This window comes from Aquamicrobium terrae, assembly GCF_040545735.1.
GTDB lineage: Bacteria > Pseudomonadota > Alphaproteobacteria > Rhizobiales > Rhizobiaceae > Mesorhizobium > Mesorhizobium terrae_A.
Genome location: NZ_JBEPML010000023.1, coordinates 1 through 20,134 on the forward strand (window position 1 = coordinate 1; position 20,134 = coordinate 20,134).

Sequence of the window (20,134 nt, forward strand, 5' to 3'; positions counted from 1 at the left end):
GGGTCTCATCTGCGTTCCTTACGTCACTGCGACGAGACCCAATCCCTCCATTATCCGCAACCCCAGATCTGTGCCAAAGGCGCTGACGCCGAACATTGCGTTGCCGCCCATTCATTGATGGGGAAGATGGCTGGACTGTCGCAGGATGAACTCCGGCTCACGCTCGCGGGTGAAGCGACTGGGAATTCGCAACGTGACGCACTGATCCAGTTTTCGCGTCTATTGGTCAGCACGTCTGGAACCGTGGAGGCCTCTGCCGTCGAGGCCGTGCGGGCAGCCGGCTATTCGGATCGCCAATTGCTGGAGATCGCGTTGGCGATCACCGCCATCACCTTTACCAATCTCGTGAACCGGATCAACGACACGACAGTCGATTTCCCGAAGGTAGTCTGAAGCGAAGATCGGCTTGAACAATACTATTCGTCAGAGAAAGGCGATCCCTATCATGAACGACACAATTGATCCCCATCGGCGAAACGCTCTCAAGACGGCGGCAATGATCGGCGCCGCAAGTCTAGTTACTCTCGGCGCAGGATCCGCGAATGCCGAAAACCAGAGCGTCGCGACTTCCGCGAGACCGGAGCGATTCGATCCGAGAGTCACCGCTCTGGTGTTCACCGACCCGCAGAACGAGGTATTGACGGATAGCGGCGGTGCTTGGCCGCTTGTGCGCGAAGCGATCGAGGCGAACCGCACGGTTGAGAATCTCGAGCGTCTTTTCAAGACGGCGAAAGCTCATGGATACGAAGTCTTCGTCTCGCCGCATTATTACTACCCGACAGACCGAGGATGGCACTTCCATGACCCGCTCGGTCAGGTCATGCATGACGCTCATATGTTCGAGCGGAGCGGCGCACTAGATCTCAAAGGCTTTAAGGGATCGGGTGCCGATTGGGTGCCATCGCTGCAACCTTATATTGAGGACGGCAAGACAATCGTCGTTTCGCCCCACAAAGCATATGGGCCGGAAACGAACGACCTCGTCCTCCAGCTTCGTAAACGAGGGATCAGCCGCGTCATCCTCGGGGGAATGCTTGCGAATATGTGTGTGGAAGCGCACGCACGAGAGCTTATCGAGCAGGGTTTTGAACTTGTCATCGCGAAGGATGCGACTGCTGCGCCGGTTCATCCAGAATGGGGCGACGGCAATGTGGCTGCAGCCATAAACTTCCGCTTCTTGTCCAAGGATGTGCTCACAACGGATGAAATTATCGCGAGAATGGGTTGAGCAAGGCGTCGGAAGTGTGGGAACAACCCCTCAGTCGACTTCAGAGATCAGTAACTGTCTCTCGGCTCCACGCGATTTGGCCGTTTCATCTTCGTAAAAACTCGGCAAATTTCCAGTCATGGATTTCAGGTTCGCGCGCAACCCAGTGTTGCGTGCGAACTCGGAGTTTGTTTGGCTTTCAGCTTCTTGTCTGGACTTTTATACCGGAGCGCTCGTAGCGGCTTTGGTCTATGGAGGTCCCGAATTGCGCATGATTATTAGACTACACCTAATTGTTCGCAAAATTTGCATTATTGATGGTCTCGTTCATCATCTCTACGAACAGAGCAGTTAATCGCGGCTGAGTGGCCGAAGGGCTAACGCAGACGGCCGACGGCGCGCTGCTCGTTGCCGATGACGTCGGGAATATCATTTGGCGCGTGACGCGCGCGGGCTCGTAGCAGCATCCGCGCCGGCGATGCGGCGATCGCTCCGCGAGCCATCTGAGAAGAATGGGTTCGAGCGACGCCGTCGTTTGCGTTTGAGCGCTCCCCCTCGACTGGTCACCCGTTTTAGCCAGCCAGCGAATTCTTGCACCGAAGATCCAGGCGTAATCTGGGGGATTTCGGGTCGACCTACGCCACATCCTAAGCGAGCGCGCCTGCTGTCTTGTTTAGGACGGTCCGTCAAATCGAAAAGGAGATTTCGATGACTGTCGAGAACAGCAATGCGAGCCAAACAAAGGCTCTGCATTTTGCATGCACGGCGAGTTTGTTTGCGATCGCAGGCCCGCCAATAGGGACCGTGAGCGTGCTCCTTGCCATTCTAGCCTTTAGGCTTCCGAGCATATCCCCCGACTTGACCGCTATTCCAGCGCTCTCGGTGCTTGCCATGTCCTATGTGCTCGGTTTTGTTCCGGCGATCATCGCGGGCTTTCTGATCGCATCGCGCGGACTTTGGAATCGCGTCTCGTTTCGCTTCACCCTCGTCACTGCGAGCGTGGCGATTTTTCTTCCCATTTTGGTCTATGGACTGGTTGGGCCTCTTTTCGGTTCGGCGATCGCCATCAATCTGCATCTTCTGCTGCTGTTGGGGCTTGGGATCGGCGCCTATCCGGCCGCAACCATATGCTGGCTGATCGCCCGCCGCGCCGGTTGGCTGGGGCGCCACGCCGCGATGCAGGCGTCTGTGGTGGCCAGCTAGTCAACGGGCTGCGGCGGGATGTGCTGGTTCATCCAGCGAACACCGTCGCGAATGCCTCCGAACGGGTAGAGGTGGAACAGCACGTCACCGAGGTCCTCCCGCGCGAGATTCTCGGTGATGTGGTTCCAATAGCGATCCGGGCCGACACGCACGAGGAGGTTGGTGAGCGAAAGGCCGTAACGACGCACGATCCCTGCCGAGGTCGCGACACCGAACTGGCGGGCGAAGCGCAAGAGTTTTCCGACGTCTGCGGGACCTGGCACGCCGACCCGGATCGGCGCCTGCACCCCTTCCTCGCGCAGAAGCTTTATCCAACGAACAACCGCTTCAGCGTCGAACCCGTATTGCGCCGTGATTTCGACTGTGCATCCGGCCTCACGAAGGAAGTCGTGTTTCCATTTCAAGGCGCTCAGGAGGGCGTCTTCATCGATCTTAGGATGGCCCTCCGGATAGCCGACGATGCCGGCATGGCGAATCGCATGCTTTTCTATAACGCCCGCCTTCAGCAGCGCGATCGAATCCTGAAACGACCCGGCCGGCGTCGCGGGATCTCCCCCGACGAAAATGAACCGTTGGGGTGCCGCTGCGGCGATGAGCCCCTGCATCAGCGTTTCCAGATCCTGCGCGGATCGCAGGCGACGTGAAGAGATGATCGGCACGGGCTCAAACCCGAAGGATCGAATAGTCCGCGCGGCGTTGATCCGCTGCGCGTGATCTTCGTTCCCGAGAAATGCGATGTTAATCGGAGTGCCGGGGCGAAGTTCGTCACGGGCGGCTTCTATCTCCCCGATATCTTTTCCCGTCACCTCCAGGGCATAGGGTGCGGTGTGGAATATCTGCAAAATACGCGTGTCGGATTTGACCTCAGACATCGCCTTCTCCCGGCTGTTCGGATAAATAAAGACTCCGCTTGTCAGGCACGCCATCCATCGCCGCAGCGTCGGTCGGGGGCGGCTTTGCAACCGAAATGTTCGGCCACAGAGCGGCATAGCGCTCATTTAGGTTGATCCAGTCGCTGGCGGCGGGATCGCTGTCGGGCACGATCGCTTCGGCCGGACATTCCGGCTCGCAGACGCCGCAGTCGATACATTCGTCGGGATGAATAACGAGCATGTTCTCACCCTCGTAGAAGCAATCGACAGGGCAGACGTTCACGCAATCCATGTATTTGCAGCGGATGCAGTTTTCGGTGACGACATAAGTCATGCGCGGGTCCTGAGGCGTGTCGCCTTCAGCGGTGATGCACACTGAAGGCCCGAGCGGCGGAGGGCTGGGACCGGGCCTCGAAGACCTCAGGCCGTTGATCCAGTTTCAATCTGCACTTTCCATCGTTAGCCATACATGATAGATAAATTGTATGTCAATCGACCATACAGTTTGAGAGGGCCGCATGTGGAAGCCGAGGCTCGTTGAAACGGCCCGGATGAAATATCTGGGAATCGTAGAGGCGCTGGAGGCGGATATCCGTTCTGGCCGGGTCGCCCGTGGTGATCGCCTGCCCGCACAAAGGGCCATCGCCGAAGCGCTGGGCGTCGACCTGACGACCGTCACGCGCGCTTTCAACGAGGCGCGCCGGCGCGGGCTCGTCGCCGCCCAGGCCGGCCGCGGAACCTTCATCAGCGAGACCGTCGAGGGCGATGGCGGCGCGCAGCCGCACGCCCTGATCGACCTCAGCATGAACATCCCGTCGCAGCCGTCAGCGGTCGACTTCCGCAAGATCTTTCCTTCAGGAGTAGCGGGGGTGCTGGGCAGTCCGAAGGGCTTGCTTCATCTCCACTACCAGGAAAGCACAGGCTCGGAGCCGGACCGATTCGCGGCGGCGAGCTGGCTTGGGACGCGCATCGAAGGCGTAACGCCTGACCGTCTGGTCGTGACCGGCGGTGCCCAATGCGCCCTGTTCGGGGTTTGCGAGTTGCTGCTCGCTCGAGGCGACGTGGTGGCCGCCGGAGCGATGACCTATCCGGGCCTGAAGGCGGTGGCGATCCAGAAAGGGCTGGTGATCGAGCCCCTCGACATGGACGACCGCGGCATCATTCCCGAGGCCTTCGAAAAGGCCTGCCGCGAGCGTCGTCCGAAGGCACTCTATGTTATCCCGACCATCGACAACCCGACCACGGCGACCTTGCCTGAGGATCGCCGACGCGCGTTGAGCGCGATCGCGCGCAAGCACGATGTGACGATCATCGAGGACGATCCGTATGCGCCGCTCCGGCCCGATCGGGCGGCTGCGTTCGCCGAGCTGGCTCCGGACATCACCTGGCATATCGCCACGCTTTCGAAATGCGCGACGCCCGCCCTGCGGGTCGCCTATCTGATCGCACCGTCGTCAACGAAAGCGCTGCGGCTGGCGGGCGTCCTGCGCGCGACGATCCTGATGGCGCCGCCTCTCATGTCGGCGCTTGCCAGCCGCTGGATTGCCGAGGGTTCTCTCGACGAGGTCACCAAGTCGATCGCCGCCGAGAATGCTGAGCGCCAGAAGCTGGCGTCCTCGATCCTCGGTGGATTGACGTTCGCGGCGGACCCCTTCGGCCACCATCTCTGGCTGCCGCTGCCCGATCATTGGCGGGCTCCCGATTTTGCGGAGCATGCCGATCGCGCCGGCGTCTCGATCGTCCCGAGCGCCGCTTTCGCGACGGTGTCTCACCCGATTGAGGCGGTGCGCATTTCACTGGGAGTCGCGCCTGATCGCGGCGATCTCGAAGACGGTCTCACGCTCCTGGCCAACCTGATTTCACAACCCTCCCTCGGCGCGAAGGCCGTTGTGTAGTTTTTGAAGGATCTTCCGATGTCTACGACAATCAAGGCCGCCGTCATCCAGGCCGCTCCCATCCTCTTCGATACGCCGAAGACGCTTTCCAAACTGGCGGATCTTGCTCGCGACGCGGCGCAACAGGGCGCGGATCTGGTGGTCTTTCCCGAGGCGTTCGTGGGCGGCTATCCGAAGGGCCTCGATTTCGGCGCAAGGCTCGGGATGCGCAGCCCGGAAGGACGCGAGGAGTTTCGCCGCTACCATGAGAGCGCGATCGAGCTTTCGGGTCCCGAGGCGCTCCGGCTCGGCGAAATCGCGCGTGACAACAAGATCCATCTCGTTGTCGGCGTGATCGAAAGGGACGGCGGTACGCTCTACTGCACCGCCGTGACCTACGCCCCCTCGGGCAGGCTGCTCTCGAAGCACCGAAAGCTCATGCCGACAGCGCTTGAGCGGCTGGTCTGGGGATTTGGAGACGGCTCGACGATCAGCGTCGTGAACACGCCGCTCGGCCGGCTGGGAAGCGTGATCTGCTGGGAGAACTACATGCCGCTGCTACGGGCGGCAATGTACGCCCAGGGCATCGAGCTCTACTGCGCGCCGACCGTCGACGACCGCGACACGTGGCTGCCGACGATGCGGATGATCGCCCTGGAGGGGCGCTGCTTCGTCATTTCAGCGTGCCAGTACCTCACCCGCGGCGACGGGCCGGCGGACTATTCCCCGATTCAGGGCGACGACCCAGGGACCGTGCTGATCCGGGGCGGCTCCTGCATCATCGATCCCCTCGGCGTCGTTCTCGTCGAGCCGGACTTCAGCGGCGAGACCATCAAGGTCGCCGAGATCGATCGTCGCGTCATCGCGCGCGGCAAATACGACCTCGACGTGGTCGGTCATTATGCACGGCCGGACGTCTTCAGGCTTTTGGTGGATACGCAGTCGAAGGCGCCTGTCTCGTTCACGTCGCAGCCGGCGGAGGCGGACGAAGCGGGCCGGAATACCCCTGCGGCGCAGGAGGCTGCGGCATGTTTGGATTAACTGCGCTCGAACTGGCGCGGATCCAGTTCGGCTTTACCATCTCGTTTCACATCGTCTTTCCGGCCATCACCATCGGGCTCGCCAGTTATCTGGCCGTGCTGGAGGGTCTGTGGCTTTGGAAGAAGGACACGGTCTATCGCGATCTCTATCATTTCTGGTCGAAGATCTTCGCGGTCAACTTCGCGATGGGCGTCGTCTCCGGCCTGGTGATGGCCTACCAGTTCGGCACGAACTGGAGTTATTTCTCGGCCTTCGCCGGGTCGATCACAGGACCGCTGCTCGCCTACGAGGTGCTCACCGCCTTCTTCCTCGAGGCCGGATTTCTCGGGGTGATGCTGTTCGGCTGGAACAAGGTTGGCCCCGGTCTTCATCTCTTCGCCACTATCATGGTGGCGATCGGCACATTGATCTCGGCGACGTGGATTCTTGCCTCGAACAGTTGGATGCAGACCCCGCAGGGGCACGAGATCATCAACGGCGTCGTCGTGCCCGTCGACTGGTTCAAGGTCATCTTCAATCCGTCCTTTCCCTACCGGCTTGCGCATATGACTGTGGCCGCCTTTCTCGCGACCGCGCTTTTCGTTGGTGCGTCCGGAGCCTGGCACCTTCTGCGCGGCAACGACAATCCTCGCGTCAAGACGATGTTCTCGATGGCGATGTGGATGGTGTTGATCGTTGCGCCGCTGCAAATCGCTATCGGCGACGTGCATGGTCTGAACACGCTAAAGCACCAGCCGGCGAAGATCGCCGCGATGGAGGGCCACTGGCGCAACGAGCCCGGGGCCGGCGTGCCTCTTATCCTCTTCGGCGTGCCCGACATGCAGGCCGAGGAAACGCGCTACGCGATCGAGATCCCGCGGCTGGGAAGCGTCATTCTCACCCATAGCCTCGATGGGCAGTTCCCCGGCTTGAGCGAGTTCGCGCGGGAGGACCGGCCAAACTCCCTGGTGGTCTTCTGGTCGTTCCGCGTGATGGTCGGGCTCGGTCTTCTGATGCTCCTGCTGGGCGTGGGAAGCGTCTGGCTGCGGTGGCGCAAAGGCCTCTTCAGCAATCCTTGGTTCCTGCGGTTCGCCACATGTATGGGCCCGTCAGGCCTCATCGCCATTCTCGCCGGCTGGTACACGACAGAGATCGGACGCCAGCCTTGGGTGGTCTATGGCGTCATGCGGACAGAGCACGCGGTTTCGAACCACTCGGCGCTGGTCCTGTCGACGACGCTCATCGCGTTCATCGTAATGTATTTCGCGGTCTTCGGCACTGGCGTCAGCTACATGCTCAAGCTCGTCGCGAAGGGGCCGCATCAGATCGAGGAGGTAAACCCGCCGCAGGATCCGGGGCAGTCGCAGCGGCCGGCTCGACCCTTGTCGGCCGCTCCTGACGACATCGACCCGGCTCTCAACTGAGGAGGAACAACCATGGGTATCGATCTTCCTCTTCTGTGGGCGATCATCATCGGTTTCGGCTTGATGATGTACGTCATCATGGACGGCTTCGACCTCGGCATCGGCATCCTCTTCCCGTTCGTTCGCGACCGGGACGATCGCGATGTCATGGTCAACAGCGTGGCGCCGGTTTGGGACGGCAACGAGACCTGGCTCGTGCTCGGTGGCGCTGCGCTCCTCGCTGCCTTTCCGCTGGCCTACGCCATCATCCTCAGCGCTCTTTATCTGCCCTTGATGTTGATGCTGGCGGGCCTGATCTGGCGCGGGGTGGCTTTCGAGTTTCGCTTCAAGGCGGACGAGGGCCACAAGCCTTTCTGGGACAAGGCCTTCATGTGGGGCTCGTACATAGCGACCTTCTCGCAAGGCGTTGCGCTTGGAGCCTTTATCAACGGCTTCAAGGTCGAGAACGGCGCTTATGCCGGCGGATTCTTCGACTGGCTGACGCCGTTCAGCCTGTTCACGGGCTTCGCCCTTCTGGTGTCCTATGCGCTGCTCGGGTCGACCTGGCTGGTGATGAAGACGGAAGGACCGCTGCAGCAGCGGATGAAGGACCTTGCCAAGCCCGTGACTCTGGTGCTGCTCGGCATCATCGCCGTGGTTAGTCTGTGGACCCCGTTCGCCCATCCGGTCGTGGCGCAGCGCTGGTTCTCGATGCCGAACCTCGTCTTTTTCGCGCCCGTACCGATCTTCGTTGCGCTGGCGACGTTTGCGATCATCAAGACGTTGCAGCGCGAGACGGTCCATGCGGCTCCCTTCCTGCTGGCGCTCTTCATGCTCTTCATGGGCTACAGCGGGCTGGCGATCAGCCTTTGGCCGAATATCATTCCGCCGGACATTTCGATCTGGAGCGCTGCATCGCCGCCGCAAAGCATGGGATTCACGCTCGTCGGCGCGCTGTTCATCATCCCCTTCATCCTCGCCTACACGGCGTGGTCCTACTACGTCTTTCGCGGCAAGGTGAAGGTGGGGGAAGGCTATCACTGATGTCTTCGGGAAGACCTGATCGAAAGCTTTGGCTGCGCCGTGTTGGCTGGCTGGTGCTTATTTGGGCGGGCAGCATCGCGGCTCTCGCCGTGGTTGCCCTGCTCTTCCGACTGCTGATGAACCTCGCCGGCTTGACCGCCTGATCCGGCGAGGAACGCCCCCGCAACTTGCGTTCGCTTCTGAAAGGCGGACGTAGCGCTCTGGAACGCATCCCCAGCATCATGCGGCGACGTTCCAATAGGAACGACCATGACCGACGAAACCACCTCCACCAAAGCCACATCGGATTTTGACGACGCGGCGCTCTTCTATCACCGCCACCCGAAACCCGGGAAGCTCGCCATCCAGGCCACCAAGGCGCTCGGAAACCAGCGTGATCTTGCGCTCGCCTATTCGCCAGGCGTCGCGGCGCCGTGTCTGGCTATTCAGGCCGATCCGGCGTCCGCAGCCGACTATACGGCCCGGGCGAACCTCGTAGCCGTAATCTCCAACGGAACGGCCGTGCTTGGCCTTGGAGATATCGGCGCTCTCGCATCAAAGCCGGTCATGGAGGGCAAGGCTGTCCTGTTCAAGAAGTTCGCGGACATCGACGTGTTCGATATCGAGGTGAATGCCGACGATGCGGAGAAGATGATCGAGACGGTGGCGGCGCTGGAGCCGACATTCGGCGGCATCAATCTGGAAGACATCAAGGCGCCTGAGTGCTTCGAGATCGAGGATGCGCTGCGCCGCCGGATGAGCATTCCCGTCTTTCACGACGATCAGCACGGCACGGCAATTATTGTCGGCGCGGCCGTACTGAATGGCCTCGAACTCGCCGGCAAAGCCATTGAAGAGGTCAAGATCGTCACTTCCGGCGCTGGAGCCGCCGCCTTGGCGTGCCTCAATCTCCTGGTGAGTCTTGGGGCGCGCCGCGAGAATATCTGGGTCTGCGACATCGAAGGCGTGGTCTATCAGGGGCGAAACACCCTGATGGACAAATGGAAGGAGGTCTATGCTCAAGAGACGGATGCGCGCCGCCTCTCCGAGGTCATTGGCGGAGCGGATGTCTTTCTCGGACTGTCTGCGCCGGGGGTGCTCAAGTCTGAGATGCTGACGCAGATGGCCGACACGCCGCTCGTCCTGGCGCTCGCCAATCCCAGACCTGAGATCATGCCGTCAGAAGCCCGCGCTGCGCGACCTGACGCCATCATCTGCACTGGGCGTTCCGACGAGGCGAACCAGGTCAATAATGTCCTTTGTTTCCCCTTCATCTTCCGGGGCGCTCTGGATGTCGGGGCGACAACCATCAACGAGGAAATGAAGCTCGCAGCGGTCCGAGCGATCGCGTCGCTCGCACGAGAGGAACCGTCTGACATCGCGGCTCGGGCCTATTCCGGCGAAACGCCCATATTCGGACCGGCCTACATCATTCCTTCTCCGTTCGATCAGCGGCTGATCCTGCGCATCGCGCCAGCGGTTGCGGAAGCCGCAATGGCGACCGGCGTCGCCACGCGGCCGATTGTCGACATGGACGGCTACCATGATCGCCTGAATCGGTTCGTCTTCCGCTCCGGCCTTATCATGAAACCCGTGTTCGCAGCGGCTCGCGCCGAGCCCCGGCCGAAGCGAGTGATCTATGCCGACGGGGAGGATGAGCGCGTTCTTCGCGCCGCCCAGGTCGTGCGCGAGGAAGGCCTGGCGATGCCGATCCTGATCGGACGTCCGCATGTACTGGACGCCAAGATTAGGCGTCATGGCCTCAAGATTCGACAAGGCGTCGATTTCGAGGTGATCAACCCGGAAGACGATCCGCGTTATCGCGAGTATGTTGATCTCTACCTGTCGTTGGCGGGCCGGCATGGTGTAACGCCTGAAGCGGCTCGGACGATTGTTCGGACGGATACCACAGCCATTGCGGCGCTCGCCGTGAGAAGAGACGATGCGGACGCGATGATCTGCGGGTTGGTCGGTCGCTACGATCATCATCTCGATATCGTGCGTCAGGTGATCGGTGGGCCCAGCGTGGGCGGATACGCGGCGTTGAGTCTGCTGATTTCCGCGCGCGGACCGCTCTTCCTGGCCGACACCTATGTCAACGTCGATCCCGACGCCGAGCAGCTCGCAAACATCACAATTTTGGCGGCAGACGCGATTGCGCGTTTCGGCATTGCTCCGCAGGTTGCGCTGGTATCGCATTCCAGCTTCGGTTCGAAAACGTCTCAGAGCGCCGTCAAGATGCGCGATGCGGCGGCCATTATCGAGCGTCTGGCGCCGAATCTTGTCTTCGACGGAGAAATGCAGGGGGACGCGGCGCTGTCTCAGGGCCTTCGCGATCGAGTCCTGCCCGGCTCGCGACTGAAGGGGCAAGCGAACCTGCTGGTGTTTCCGACGCTGGACGCCGCCAACATCACCTTGAACGTCGTCAAGGAGATGACGGATGCGCTGCATGTCGGTCCGATCCTGCTCGGCGCGCAACGGGCTGTTCATATTCTAAGCGACTCGGTCACTTCGCGGGGCGTCGTCAACATGACTGCTCTGGCGGCCGTGGATTCCAGTGGCGCAACGGGCGGCCGAGGCCAATCCAACCTGACATTTGTCGATGGTCTCCTAGCGGAGTGAGTATCTTGGAGAAGCAAAGCCAGCAGAACTCGCCCTCACGGGCTCCGCGCTATCGAGGCGTCGTCTTCGATCTTGACAGAACGCTTGCGGATTCGGCGCTGGATCTCGCAGCCTCCGTTAACGTGATGCTGCTGCAGATGGGCCGAAAAGCGCTGACCATCGGTGAGGTTCGCGCGCTGTTAGGGGATGGCGTGCGCGAGTTGGTCCGCCGCGCACTGGCTGCGTCGGGGGGTTCTTCCGAAGAGTTGTTCAACGCCCATTTTCCGATTTTCCTGCATCACTACGAGAGCCACATCGCTGACAACAGTCGCGCTTGGCCAGGGGCGAACGAGGCCTTGCATGCGCTCCGATCAGGTGGCGTCGTGCTGGCCTTGTGCACGAACAAGCTGGAGCAACTCACGACGCCGTTGCTGAACAGCCTCGGCTGGACGGAGCTGTTTTCCGTGGTCATTTGCGGCGACACCCTATCGGCAAGGAAGCCGAATCCAGCGCCATTACTCGAGGCCGTGCGACGGGCGGGCGGGGGTCCGGCGCTTTTCGTTGATGACACGAGCGTTGACCTCGCGACCGCGGAAGGCGCCGGTTTGCCTGTCGTGATCATCGACATGATCGGCGGGTCTGCAGCCACGCAGGATCCGCGGGCCCGCACGATCATTTCGGACTTTTCGGTTTTGGTTGAGAGCGTCCTGGGCGTCGAGCCCACAGGGCGATAGACGGTCTTGGCGCCTAAGGCTGCAGCCGGAGGCCAATATCTACGAGGCGGCCGGGTCGCGCCTGGCTTTGGCGAAGCCGCGATCCGTTGCGATGAACCGCTCGAGCATCGGGACGATGAGCTTGATGGGATCGTCGATCTGTTGGCCCTGCTCCCGACCGAGGACGCTCGCATAGGTCGACAGATCGCGATGAAGGCTTGCCGGGAGCTCCAGTGTCACCTTCACGGGCTTGTCGTTGACGATCGGGCCGAGCTTGAGCTTCGCCATCAGGATCCTCCGTATGGTTCGAGGACGAGGTCGCGCGTGACGATCACGCGCACCGGAAATCCGGGGCGGATGGTCAACGTCGGCGCGATATTGAGCTGGCGTCGAATAATCTGCTGGCCGGCATCGTTGATGGTGTCCTGGGCGCCGTTCCGGATCGCCCGGAGCAGGCGGTCGTCGTTGTCAACGGCGAGCTCGGAGCCGATGCTGAGCAAGGTGGACAGTCCCGCAGCCTTGGCCAGGTCCCACCAGTGATAGTCGACGCCGTCCTGCAGACCTGCATAGCCTTCGGCGTCGGCGCCGGGCTGGCGCTCAAGCACGATGGATCGGCCGTTCGGGAAGATCAGGCGGTTCCAGACCAGGAGGACCCGGCTTTGCCCGAACTGGACGTTGTTGTCGTACTGGCCGATGACGCGTGTTCCCTGCGGGACAAGGAGAATGCGGCCGGTCGGGCTGTCGTAGATGTTCTCGGTGACCTGAGCGGTGATCTGTCCGGGCAGATCGGAGCGAATGCCGGTGATCAGCGCCGCCGAGATGACGGCCCCTGCCTGAAGAACGTAGGGCGAGGCTGGTGCGGCGACACGGTCGGGAGTCACGGTCCGGCGATCCGGCGCGGCATCCAGAAAAGCCGCCTGACGCTCCTGCGCCGTCGGGGTCGACGGCTGGGGCGCCAATCCCAGACCGGTCAGGTTCGGAATGGCGCCCGGCGCTTGCGTCGTCGGCGTCGCAGCCGGCTGGACGTTGCCGCGTGTTTCGGTCGAGGCGAAGAGGCGCGCTGTTCGCGCCGCCTCCAGCTCCTGGAGTCGCCGTTGCTCCTCGGGACTGACGCCGGGATTGGGCGTGGAGATCCCGGGCGCCGGAACCGGCTGGCCCCGTTGCTGCGCGTCAAGGATGGGACGTCCGAGGTCTCCGGGGAGCGGCGGTCCGAGTTGGGGGACGCCGCTATAATCGCGCGGGAGCCCGGCGATACCGTCCGCCGTCGGTCGGTTTTCCGTCGAGTAGAGCTCCTCGTTCGGCCGCCCGCCGTCGCGGGTCTGAAGCGCGTAGAGAAGCGCGCCGCCTATGCCGACGCTCGCGACCAGGCCGAGACCGGCGAGCACCTTGCGCGACAGCCGGGTCACACGGGGCGGCTCGGCGCGCAGGCGCATCGCCGCCGGGCCGGCCGGCTCGCCGGTCAGCGGCTGCGCAGCCTCCTCCCGCCGCTCCTCGTTCCGGGAGTCGATCTCGCTCACGATGTCGGCCTCCCGTCGGTGCGGACGATGCGCACGCGCTTCTGGTTGCGACCGGAGCCGAACCGCAGCTCGGCGGCGGCGAAAAGGCGGTCGACGATCATGTGGTGCCCGCGGACACGGTAGTTGACGAGTTCGGAGGTGTTTCCTTCGGGTCCGACGACGAACAAGGGCGGCATCTCTCCCTGGCCGATCCCGCGCGGGAATTCGATGAAGACCTGACGCCCGTCATCGAAGGCGCGCAGCGGGCGCCAGGGCGCTCGATCGCCTTCAATTGCATAGCGGAAATTGACATTCGAAAGATCGATGCCGCTCGCGACGGGCTGAGCCGCCTGCGCCTCCTGATTCTGTCGCCGCAGCGCGATGAGTTGATCTTGCGGATACTGCCAGGAGACCGAGGCCATATAGGTCCGTTCGGTGGAGCGCAGCTCCATATGATAAGTGCGCAGGTTTGTGTTGATGATGAGATTGGTCATCAGATCGGCGCGGGTCGGCTTGACCAGGATATGCACCTGTTGGCTCGCCCCCGTCCCGCTCAGCGTATCGCCGATGATCCAGCGGACGGTGTCGCCGGCGGCGACCGGGCCGGAACCGACGAGTTGCTCTCCCGGTTGAAGCGCGATGTCGGTGATCTGTCCGACGGCGGTGTAAACCTGATAGAGGGCGCCCTGGGTGAAGGGATAGACCTGCATCGAATTGATAAAGCCGTCCCGCACCGGCTGGACGCGCGCCGCCGCATTGGCCTGGTTCACGCGCGCCGCCGGGTCGGTCGGCTCCGGCGTTCGGCGTGACGGTTCCACCGGCTTCATCTGGCCGGGCAGCGGCAAGGGACGCGGCAGCTCGACCACGGTTACCGGGGCTGGCGGTTCGACGGTCTGCACGGCAGGCGCCGCGTTGTCGTAGGAGATTTCAGGCGGCGGGTTCGTCGTCGCGCAGCCGGCGAGAGCCGTGCCTGCAAGGAGCACGAGTGGTAGAGTTACCCTGCGCAGCGGCGGAATGGCGGGTATGTGAGAAGCCGGATTTCCGGCTTTACGGAAAAACGGCTTCATTGCCCAAGCTCCCGTGACCATGAAATTGCGTTGACGTAGATGCCCAGCGGATTCGCCCTGAGCCGATCGCTGTTGCGCGGAACCTGCACCACGATGGTGAGGATGGCGGTCCATCGCTCCGTTGTGGCGAGCTGGCCGTTTTCGTATCGGCGCTCGATCCAGGCGACGCGGAAGCTGTCCGGGGACGCACGGATGACACTCGACACCTCGACAGCCACCTGTTGGCGTCCGACCTTGGTGAAAGGATCATTCGCGCGCGCGTAGTCGTTGAGGGCGGCCGCGCCGCGGTCTGTCGTGAAGTCGTAGGCGCGCAACCAGTTCTGACGAACAATGATGGCGTCGGCCGGGATCGAACGGACCTGCTCGATGAAGCGCGCCAGATGGAAGGCGATCTGGGGATCGGTTGGTCGATAATCGGCGACCGCGGGCGCGACCGCCTGCGCCTGACCGAGGCGGTCGACCTGGACCACCCACGGCACGACTGTTCCCCGCGCAGACTGCCAGACGAGCGCAGCCGCGAAGGCTGCCGACAGGATCAGCGAGCCGAACGCCATGGTGCGCCAGTTCTTCGCCTGGACCCGAGAGGCTCCGATCCTTTCGTCCCAGACTTGCCCGGCACGCTGGTAAGGCGTCTCGGGTTCCGGGGTTTTGCCGTAGTGGGTGGAGGGTCTCTTGAACATCAGCGATCGCTTTCGGAGAGGTTTACGGAAGAGCCGCCGCCATGCGCGTCGCCGGAGCGGACGGCGTGCGCCGTGGTCTGGACGGCGTGAGTCATGTGTTGCGAGCGCCGCATGCGCTTGGCCCAATCGGGAGGGCTGCCGGCGGTCGAAGCGCTCGCCGGCGCGGCTGCCTCGCCAGCGGCTTCGCCGCCGACAGACCCCATGGTAGATGTCCCGCCCGTCGCTTCGAACGCGGCCTTGCCGCCGGCGTTGAAGCTCGACTTCATGCTTTCGGCGGCGCGCGAGGCGGCGCGTCTGAGCGGCGAGACGGCGGCGGCTCCGCCGGCACGGGCGACGCCGCCAAGCCCTGACGCCACGCCGGCCGCGCCGGACTGGCCGGCGGCGCCGAGGCTATAGGCTGTGGACGCACCACCGGCCACGGCTGCGCCGCCACGTGCTGCAGCCGCAGCGCCGCCTGCAAGGCTCGCTCCGCCCGATGCGATCGCTCCGGCGGCGCCGACGCCTGCGGCGACCATGCCGCCCGCCGCGAGACCTGTGCCGACCGCCGCGCCGGCGCTGAGCTGCGGCCCGCCCGAGACGATGCCGCTGGCGATGCCTGGGCCGAAAATGCCCAGGCCGAGTAAGCTCAGTGCGGCGAGCACGATCGCCATCGCCTGGTCGATGGTGGGTGTGGCGCCGCCGAAGCCTGCTGTGAATTCGGAGAAGAGCGTCGAGCCGATGCCGATGATGACGGCGAGGACGAGGACCTTGATGCCGGAAGAGATGACGTTGCCGAGGACGCGCTCGGCCATGAAGGCGGACTTGCCGAATAAGCCAAAGGGGATGAGTACGAAACCAGCGAGCGTGGTGAGCTTGAACTCAATCAACGTCACGAAAAGCTGGATGGCGAGAATGAAGAAGGCGAGCAACACCAGCGCCCAGGCGAGGAACATGCAGGCGATCTGGATGAAGTTCTCGAAGAAGGACCAATAGCCCATGAGGCCCGAGATCGACTCGAGCAGCGGACGCCCGGCGTCCAGTCCGGTCTGGGCCACCTTTCCGGGCCGCAGCAGGTCCGACGTCGAGAAGCCCGTGCCGCTTGCCTTCAGCCCAAGGCCGGCGAACGACTCGAAGACGATGCGCGCGAGATTGTTCCAGTTGCCGATGATGTAGGCAAACACGCCGACAAAAAGAGTTTTCTTCACCAAGCGCGCGATGATGTCGTCGTCGGCGCCCCAGGACCAGAAGAGGGCCGCCAGCGTCACATCGATGACGATCAAGGTCGTTGCGATGAACGCGACCTCGCCGCTCAGCAGTCCGAAACCCGAATCGATGTATCGGGTGAAGACTTCAAGAAAATGATCGATGACGCCGGTATTGCCCATGATGCTACTGCGCGTCTGGCGCCGGCGACGCCGGAGCGGGTTGCGGGGAAATGCCCAGATCCGTCGCCGAGCGGGGCGGCGTCGGCGATTGGGGAAGCTCCTCGGCGGGCCGGGCGCCGGGCGCGAGGAAGCGCTTGCGGTTTTCCGCCCAGATCCGAAGGCAGGAGGGATCTTTCGGCCCCGCTTCGCCAAGGGTCTGGCAGCGGAGCAGCTCGGCGCGGAGAGGATCGACCTGCGCGGTACTCGGTCGGGCGCCGCCCCAGCTCTCGGCCGGTTCGTCGGTACGGTTCATCTCGATCGCAGCGGCGGTGATCGCGACAGCGACGAACACCACGGCAGCCACCCGGGCGATCATTTTCCCATCCATGGCCTGCACTCAGTTCCCGCTGCCGGGGAACATCCGGGCGTTCCCCGCCTGGTAGCCGCTTCCCGGCGTCAGAAAGCGGCGGCGCTGCTCCCGACCTTGCTCGGCGGCGGCCGCCCGCTCCGCCTCGGACAGCGACTGAGCCCGCCCGTTGGCGGCGATGACGGCAGTAAGGTCGGCGAGCTGCTGGGCCTGGAGCGCCAGAAGCTGATTCCCCGCCTGGGTCGCCTGGAGAGCGCCCGTCGCGCCCTGACTTTGGCCGACCAGTGCGGACATCTGGGAGCGGTTGGTGTCGATGTTTCCGACGACGCCGGCCTGCACCCGCATGGCGTCCTGAAGGCCGCCGACCGTATTTTGCCAACGCTCGCGCGCCTGGGTGATGAGTTGCTGATCGGTCGCGGAGATCGAGGCGTTGCCATAGGTGGTCTGGAACGCTTTATCGATGTTCTGCACGTCGTAGGCGATGCGCTGGGCCTGCTGGAGGAGCTGCTGCGTGCGCTGCACGGATTGCTGAAGCTGTTGCAGCGACGAGTAAGGCAAGCTCGCCAGGTTGCGGGCCTGGTTGATCAGCATCGTCGCTTCATTCTGCAGCGAGGTGATCTGATTGTTGATCTGCTCAAGGGCACGCGCCGCCGACAGCACGTTCTGGACGTAGTTGGTGGGATCGTAGACGATCCATTGCGCGGCCGCGGGCGCGGCCAGCATCGGCGACATCGCGATGGGCGCGGTGAATAGAATTGCGGCAATGCGCGTCGCGCGCGAGCGGGAAGAAACAGGGCGGATCATGGTCGTGCCTCCGGATCGGTTTGGGGGATGACGTTGGTGAGATCGGCGACGAGGTCGGCCGCCCAGGCGAGCTGGTTCTCGGCCAGCCATTCAAGGAGGAAGCCGTCCGTGCCGCTGCGCGCGTGAACCTGGGCGATCAGCGCCTGATGCTGTTTTGACGAGGCGGCGCAGAGGGCCAGCGCGACATCGGACAGGCCGAGCTCGAACAGGCGATTGCCGCGCCTCGACTGGCAGTAGTAGTCACGCTTGGGCATGGCCCGCGCGAGGATCTCGATCTGGCGATCGTTCAGCCCGAAGCGGCGATAGATCGCCGTGATCTGCGGCTCGATCGCGCGTTCGTTCGGCAAGAGGATGCGGGTCTGGCAGCTCTCGATGATGGCAGGCGCGATCGCCGACCCGTCGATGTCCGAGAGCGACTGGGTGGCGAAGATGACGCTGGCGTTCTTTTTCCTCAGCGTCTTGAGCCATTCCCGGAGCTGGCCGGCGAAGCCTTCGTCATCGAGCGCGAGCCAGCCTTCGTCGACGATCAGCATCGTCGGACGGCCGTCGAGACGGTCCTCGATGCGATGGAAGAGATAGGCGAGGACGGCGGCGGCCGCGCCTGTTCCGATCAGACCTTCGGTCTCGAACGCCTGGACGGACGCTTCACCAAGATGTTCGGATTCGGCGTCAAGCAGACGGCCGTAAGCGCCGCCGACGCAGAACGGGCGAAGCGCCTGCTTCAGGTCGTTGGACTGGAGCAGAACGGAAAGGCCCGTTAGGGTCCGTTCGCCGATTGGCGCCGATGCGAGAGACGAGAGCGCTGACCAGAGATGTTCCTTGACCTCCGGGGTGATCGGCACGCTTTCCCGCGCAAGGATGGCCGCCAGCCAGTCGGCCGCCCACGCCCGTTCGGCGATGTCGTCGATCCGAGCCAGCGGCTGAAGCGAAACGCTGTCCTCGGAGCCCTCCGTCAGCCCGCCGCCGAGATCGTGCCAATCGCCGCGCATCGCGAGCGCTGCGGCGCGGATCGAACCGCCGAAATCGAATGCGAAGACTTGGGCGCGCTCATAGCGACGGAACTGCAGCGCCATGAGCGCAAGCAGGACGCTCTTGCCGGCGCCCGTCGGCCCGACGATCAGCGTATGGCCGACGTCGCCGACATGGATGGAAAGCCGGAACGGGGTCGAGCCTTCGGTTTTTCCGAAGAGCAGCGGGGGACCTGCCAGATGCTCGTCCCGTTCCGGTCCCGCCCACACCGCTGAAAGCGGGATCATATGGGCGAGATTCAACGTGCTGATCGGCGGCTGCCGCACGTTTGCGTAGACATGTCCGGGAAGGCTGCCGAGCCACGCGTCGACCGCGTTGATGCTCTCCGGCATGGCCGTGAAGTCGCGGCCCTGGACTACCTTCTCGACCAACCGAAGCTTTTCGGCTGCAATTCTTGGATCGTCGTCCCAGACCGTGACCGTCGCGGTGACATAGGCCTGCCCGGCGTAATCGGCGCCGAGCTCCTGCAGCGCCATGTCGGCGTCGGCGGCCTTGTTCGCTGCGTCCGTGTCGACCAGGACGCTGGCCTCGTTAGTCATTACCTCCTTGAGGATGGCCGCGATCGACTTGCGCTTGGCGAACCACTGACGGCGAATCTTGGTCAGCAGCTTGGTGGCGTCGGTCTTGTCGAGCAGGACGGCTCGCGTCGACCAGCGATAGGGAAAGGCCAGCCGGTTCAGCTCGTCGAGAATGCCGGGCGTCGTCGCAGTCGGAAAGCCGACGATGGTCAGAATGCGCAGATGCGTATCGCCAAGCCGTGGCTCGAGCCCGCCGGTGAGCGGCTGATCGGCAAGCAGCGCATCGAGGTACATCGGGGTTTCGGGGACCCGGACGCGATGCCGCTTGGTCGAGACCGCCGAGTGCAGGAACGTGAGCGTCTCGGCGTCATCGAGCCAGGCGCAGTCGGGCATGAAAGCGTCGATGAGCTGGAGGATGCGGTCCGTTCGGTCGACGAAGCCACGCAGGATCTCGTGGGCGTCGACGCCGGCGTGGTCACGCCCCTCATAAAGCCAGGTCTCGGCGCGAGCTGTATCCTCGGCCGGCGGCAGGTACAGGAAGGTCATGAAATAGCTCGACTCGAAATGCGCGCCGGCTTCCTCGAAGTCCGCCTTGCGTTCGGCGTCGACGAGCGCGGACGCGCTGTCGCCGAATTTGCTCGACGGATAGGTGGCCGCGCCATGGCGCTGCGCTTCGACGAAGATCGCCCATCCCGAGCCGAGGCGGCGGAAGGCGTTGTTGAGGCGAGCCGCGACCGCGATCAGCTCCGCCGGCACGGCGCTGTCGAGATCGGGACCACGGAATCGAGCGGTTCGCTGAAGGCTGCCGTCCTTGTTGAGAACGACGCCTTCGCCCACCAAAGCGACCCAAGGCAGGAAGTCGGCGAGCCGGGTGTTGCGATTGCGATATTCGGCGAGGTTCATCATGGCGCCGT

The 20,134-nt window shown here is 63.3% G+C and carries 20 protein-coding genes; 10 read left to right on the plus strand and 10 right to left on the minus strand.

Features of this window, described 5'->3' with window-relative positions; all coding sequences use genetic code 11:
* From ABID37_RS22560 to ABID37_RS22570, 3 genes are all read left to right on the plus strand, one after another.
* Nucleotides 1–393, plus strand: a 393-nt coding sequence (locus ABID37_RS22560; protein WP_435521623.1) for a carboxymuconolactone decarboxylase family protein, incomplete at its 5' end; no start/stop codon positions are given.
* 52 nt (nt 394–445) lie between these two features.
* Nucleotides 446–1,228 carry a cysteine hydrolase family protein gene (locus ABID37_RS22565; protein WP_354198929.1) on the plus strand — a complete coding sequence of 261 codons (783 nt, stop codon included), beginning with the start codon at nt 446–448 and terminating at the stop codon, nt 1,226–1,228.
* Nucleotides 1,229–1,915: 687 nt separating this feature from the next.
* A complete protein-coding gene (locus ABID37_RS22570) occupies nt 1,916–2,410 on the plus strand; it encodes a hypothetical protein (protein WP_354198930.1) in 495 nt (164 codons plus the stop codon).
* Here ABID37_RS22570 and ABID37_RS22575 read toward each other — a convergent pair.
* Nucleotides 2,407–3,282: a methylenetetrahydrofolate reductase gene (locus tag ABID37_RS22575; RefSeq protein WP_354198932.1), complete on the minus strand. Its 876-nt coding sequence runs from the start codon at nt 3,280–3,282 to the stop codon at nt 2,407–2,409. The two genes, ABID37_RS22570 and ABID37_RS22575, sit on opposite strands and share 4 nt — an antisense overlap.
* On the minus strand, nt 3,275–3,616 hold the full coding sequence (fdxA, locus tag ABID37_RS22580) for a ferredoxin FdxA (protein WP_354198933.1): 342 nt from the start codon (nt 3,614–3,616) through the stop codon (nt 3,275–3,277). Before fdxA ends, ABID37_RS22575 begins: the two co-directional genes overlap by 8 nt.
* A gap of 217 nt (nt 3,617–3,833) precedes the next feature.
* On the opposite strand from fdxA, the gene ABID37_RS22585 reads away from it, so the two are divergent.
* The 7 genes from ABID37_RS22585 to ABID37_RS22615 all read left to right on the plus strand — a co-directional run bounded on the left by ABID37_RS22585 (nt 3,834) and on the right by ABID37_RS22615 (nt 11,937).
* Nucleotides 3,834–5,177, plus strand: a complete 1,344-nt coding sequence (locus ABID37_RS22585; RefSeq protein WP_354198935.1) for an aminotransferase-like domain-containing protein — start codon at nt 3,834–3,836, stop codon at nt 5,175–5,177.
* 18 nt (nt 5,178–5,195) lie between these two features.
* A complete protein-coding gene (locus ABID37_RS22590) occupies nt 5,196–6,197 on the plus strand; it encodes a carbon-nitrogen hydrolase family protein (protein WP_354198937.1) in 1,002 nt (333 codons plus the stop codon).
* Nucleotides 6,185–7,600, plus strand: coding sequence for a cytochrome ubiquinol oxidase subunit I (locus tag ABID37_RS22595; RefSeq protein ID WP_354198939.1), 1,416 nt, complete (start codon nt 6,185–6,187; stop codon nt 7,598–7,600). Before ABID37_RS22590 ends, ABID37_RS22595 begins: the two co-directional genes overlap by 13 nt.
* Nucleotides 7,601–7,612: 12 nt before the next feature.
* Nucleotides 7,613–8,623 (plus strand): cytochrome d ubiquinol oxidase subunit II, encoded by a 1,011-nt coding sequence (cydB, locus tag ABID37_RS22600; RefSeq protein WP_354198941.1) that lies wholly within the window; start codon nt 7,613–7,615, stop codon nt 8,621–8,623.
* A complete protein-coding gene (locus ABID37_RS22605; RefSeq protein WP_354198943.1) occupies nt 8,623–8,766 on the plus strand; it encodes a DUF2474 domain-containing protein in 144 nt (47 codons plus the stop codon). The genes cydB and ABID37_RS22605 overlap by 1 nt, the downstream gene beginning before the upstream one ends.
* A gap of 106 nt (nt 8,767–8,872) precedes the next feature.
* Complete coding sequence (locus tag ABID37_RS22610; RefSeq protein WP_354198945.1) at nt 8,873–11,224, plus strand: NADP-dependent malic enzyme; 2,352 nt, start codon at nt 8,873–8,875, stop codon at nt 11,222–11,224.
* Nucleotides 11,225–11,229: 5 nt separating this feature from the next.
* Complete coding sequence (locus tag ABID37_RS22615) at nt 11,230–11,937, plus strand: HAD-IA family hydrolase (RefSeq protein WP_354198947.1); 708 nt, start codon at nt 11,230–11,232, stop codon at nt 11,935–11,937.
* A gap of 39 nt (nt 11,938–11,976) precedes the next feature.
* Here the strand turns inward: ABID37_RS22615 and ABID37_RS22620 are convergent, their stop codons facing one another.
* The 8 genes from ABID37_RS22620 to trbE are packed head-to-tail and all read right to left on the minus strand — an operon-like array spanning nt 11,977 to nt 20,126.
* Nucleotides 11,977–12,204, minus strand: a complete 228-nt coding sequence (locus tag ABID37_RS22620) for a DUF2274 domain-containing protein (protein ID WP_354198949.1) — start codon at nt 12,202–12,204, stop codon at nt 11,977–11,979.
* The gene (locus ABID37_RS22625) at nt 12,204–13,433 is read right to left on the minus strand and encodes a TraB/TrbI/VirB10 family type IV secretion system protein (RefSeq protein WP_354198951.1); all 1,230 of its coding nucleotides are present in this window, start codon (nt 13,431–13,433) and stop codon (nt 12,204–12,206) included. Before ABID37_RS22625 ends, ABID37_RS22620 begins: the two co-directional genes overlap by 1 nt.
* The gene (gene trbG / locus ABID37_RS22630) at nt 13,430–14,479 is read right to left on the minus strand and encodes a P-type conjugative transfer protein TrbG (protein WP_354198953.1); all 1,050 of its coding nucleotides are present in this window, start codon (nt 14,477–14,479) and stop codon (nt 13,430–13,432) included. Before trbG ends, ABID37_RS22625 begins: the two co-directional genes overlap by 4 nt.
* A complete protein-coding gene (gene trbF, locus ABID37_RS22635; protein WP_354198955.1) occupies nt 14,476–15,159 on the minus strand; it encodes a conjugal transfer protein TrbF in 684 nt (227 codons plus the stop codon). The genes trbG and trbF overlap by 4 nt, the downstream gene beginning before the upstream one ends.
* Nucleotides 15,159–16,523 carry a P-type conjugative transfer protein TrbL gene (gene trbL, locus ABID37_RS22640; protein WP_354198957.1) on the minus strand — a complete coding sequence of 455 codons (1,365 nt, stop codon included), beginning with the start codon at nt 16,521–16,523 and terminating at the stop codon, nt 15,159–15,161. The genes trbF and trbL overlap by 1 nt, the downstream gene beginning before the upstream one ends.
* 4 nt (nt 16,524–16,527) lie before the next feature.
* Nucleotides 16,528–16,878 carry a putative entry exclusion protein TrbK-alt gene (gene trbK-alt / locus ABID37_RS22645; protein WP_354198959.1) on the minus strand — a complete coding sequence of 117 codons (351 nt, stop codon included), beginning with the start codon at nt 16,876–16,878 and terminating at the stop codon, nt 16,528–16,530.
* Nucleotides 16,879–16,899: 21 nt separating this feature from the next.
* Nucleotides 16,900–17,673, minus strand: coding sequence for a P-type conjugative transfer protein TrbJ (trbJ, locus tag ABID37_RS22650; RefSeq protein WP_354198961.1), 774 nt, complete (start codon nt 17,671–17,673; stop codon nt 16,900–16,902).
* The gene (gene trbE, locus ABID37_RS22655) at nt 17,670–20,126 is read right to left on the minus strand and encodes a conjugal transfer protein TrbE (protein ID WP_354198963.1); all 2,457 of its coding nucleotides are present in this window, start codon (nt 20,124–20,126) and stop codon (nt 17,670–17,672) included. Before trbE ends, trbJ begins: the two co-directional genes overlap by 4 nt.
* Nucleotides 20,127–20,134: the final 8 nt, after the last annotated feature.

Excerpts from the sequence above, each read along its gene's own strand:
- ABID37_RS22565 (WP_354198929.1), top strand. The coding sequence starts at position 446 with ATGAACGACACAATTGATCCCCATCGGCGAAACGCTCTCAAGACGGCG.
- ABID37_RS22570 (WP_354198930.1), top strand. The coding sequence starts at position 1,916 with ATGACTGTCGAGAACAGCAATGCGAGCCAAACAAAGGCTCTGCATTTT.
- ABID37_RS22575 (WP_354198932.1), bottom strand. The coding sequence starts at position 3,282 with ATGTCTGAGGTCAAATCCGACACGCGTATTTTGCAGATATTCCACACC.
- fdxA (WP_354198933.1), bottom strand. The coding sequence starts at position 3,616 with ATGACTTATGTCGTCACCGAAAACTGCATCCGCTGCAAATACATGGAT.
- ABID37_RS22585 (WP_354198935.1), top strand. The coding sequence starts at position 3,834 with ATGAAATATCTGGGAATCGTAGAGGCGCTGGAGGCGGATATCCGTTCT.
- ABID37_RS22590 (WP_354198937.1), top strand. The coding sequence starts at position 5,196 with ATGTCTACGACAATCAAGGCCGCCGTCATCCAGGCCGCTCCCATCCTC.
- ABID37_RS22595 (WP_354198939.1), top strand. The coding sequence starts at position 6,185 with ATGTTTGGATTAACTGCGCTCGAACTGGCGCGGATCCAGTTCGGCTTT.
- cydB (WP_354198941.1), top strand. The coding sequence starts at position 7,613 with ATGGGTATCGATCTTCCTCTTCTGTGGGCGATCATCATCGGTTTCGGC.
- ABID37_RS22605 (WP_354198943.1), top strand. The coding sequence starts at position 8,623 with ATGTCTTCGGGAAGACCTGATCGAAAGCTTTGGCTGCGCCGTGTTGGC.
- ABID37_RS22610 (WP_354198945.1), top strand. The coding sequence starts at position 8,873 with ATGACCGACGAAACCACCTCCACCAAAGCCACATCGGATTTTGACGAC.
- ABID37_RS22620 (WP_354198949.1), bottom strand. The coding sequence starts at position 12,204 with ATGGCGAAGCTCAAGCTCGGCCCGATCGTCAACGACAAGCCCGTGAAG.
- trbG (WP_354198953.1), bottom strand. The coding sequence starts at position 14,479 with ATGAAGCCGTTTTTCCGTAAAGCCGGAAATCCGGCTTCTCACATACCC.
- trbF (WP_354198955.1), bottom strand. The coding sequence starts at position 15,159 with ATGTTCAAGAGACCCTCCACCCACTACGGCAAAACCCCGGAACCCGAG.
- trbL (WP_354198957.1), bottom strand. The coding sequence starts at position 16,523 with ATGGGCAATACCGGCGTCATCGATCATTTTCTTGAAGTCTTCACCCGA.
- trbK-alt (WP_354198959.1), bottom strand. The coding sequence starts at position 16,878 with ATGATCGCCCGGGTGGCTGCCGTGGTGTTCGTCGCTGTCGCGATCACC.
- trbJ (WP_354198961.1), bottom strand. The coding sequence starts at position 17,673 with ATGATCCGCCCTGTTTCTTCCCGCTCGCGCGCGACGCGCATTGCCGCA.
- trbE (WP_354198963.1), bottom strand. The coding sequence starts at position 20,126 with ATGATGAACCTCGCCGAATATCGCAATCGCAACACCCGGCTCGCCGAC.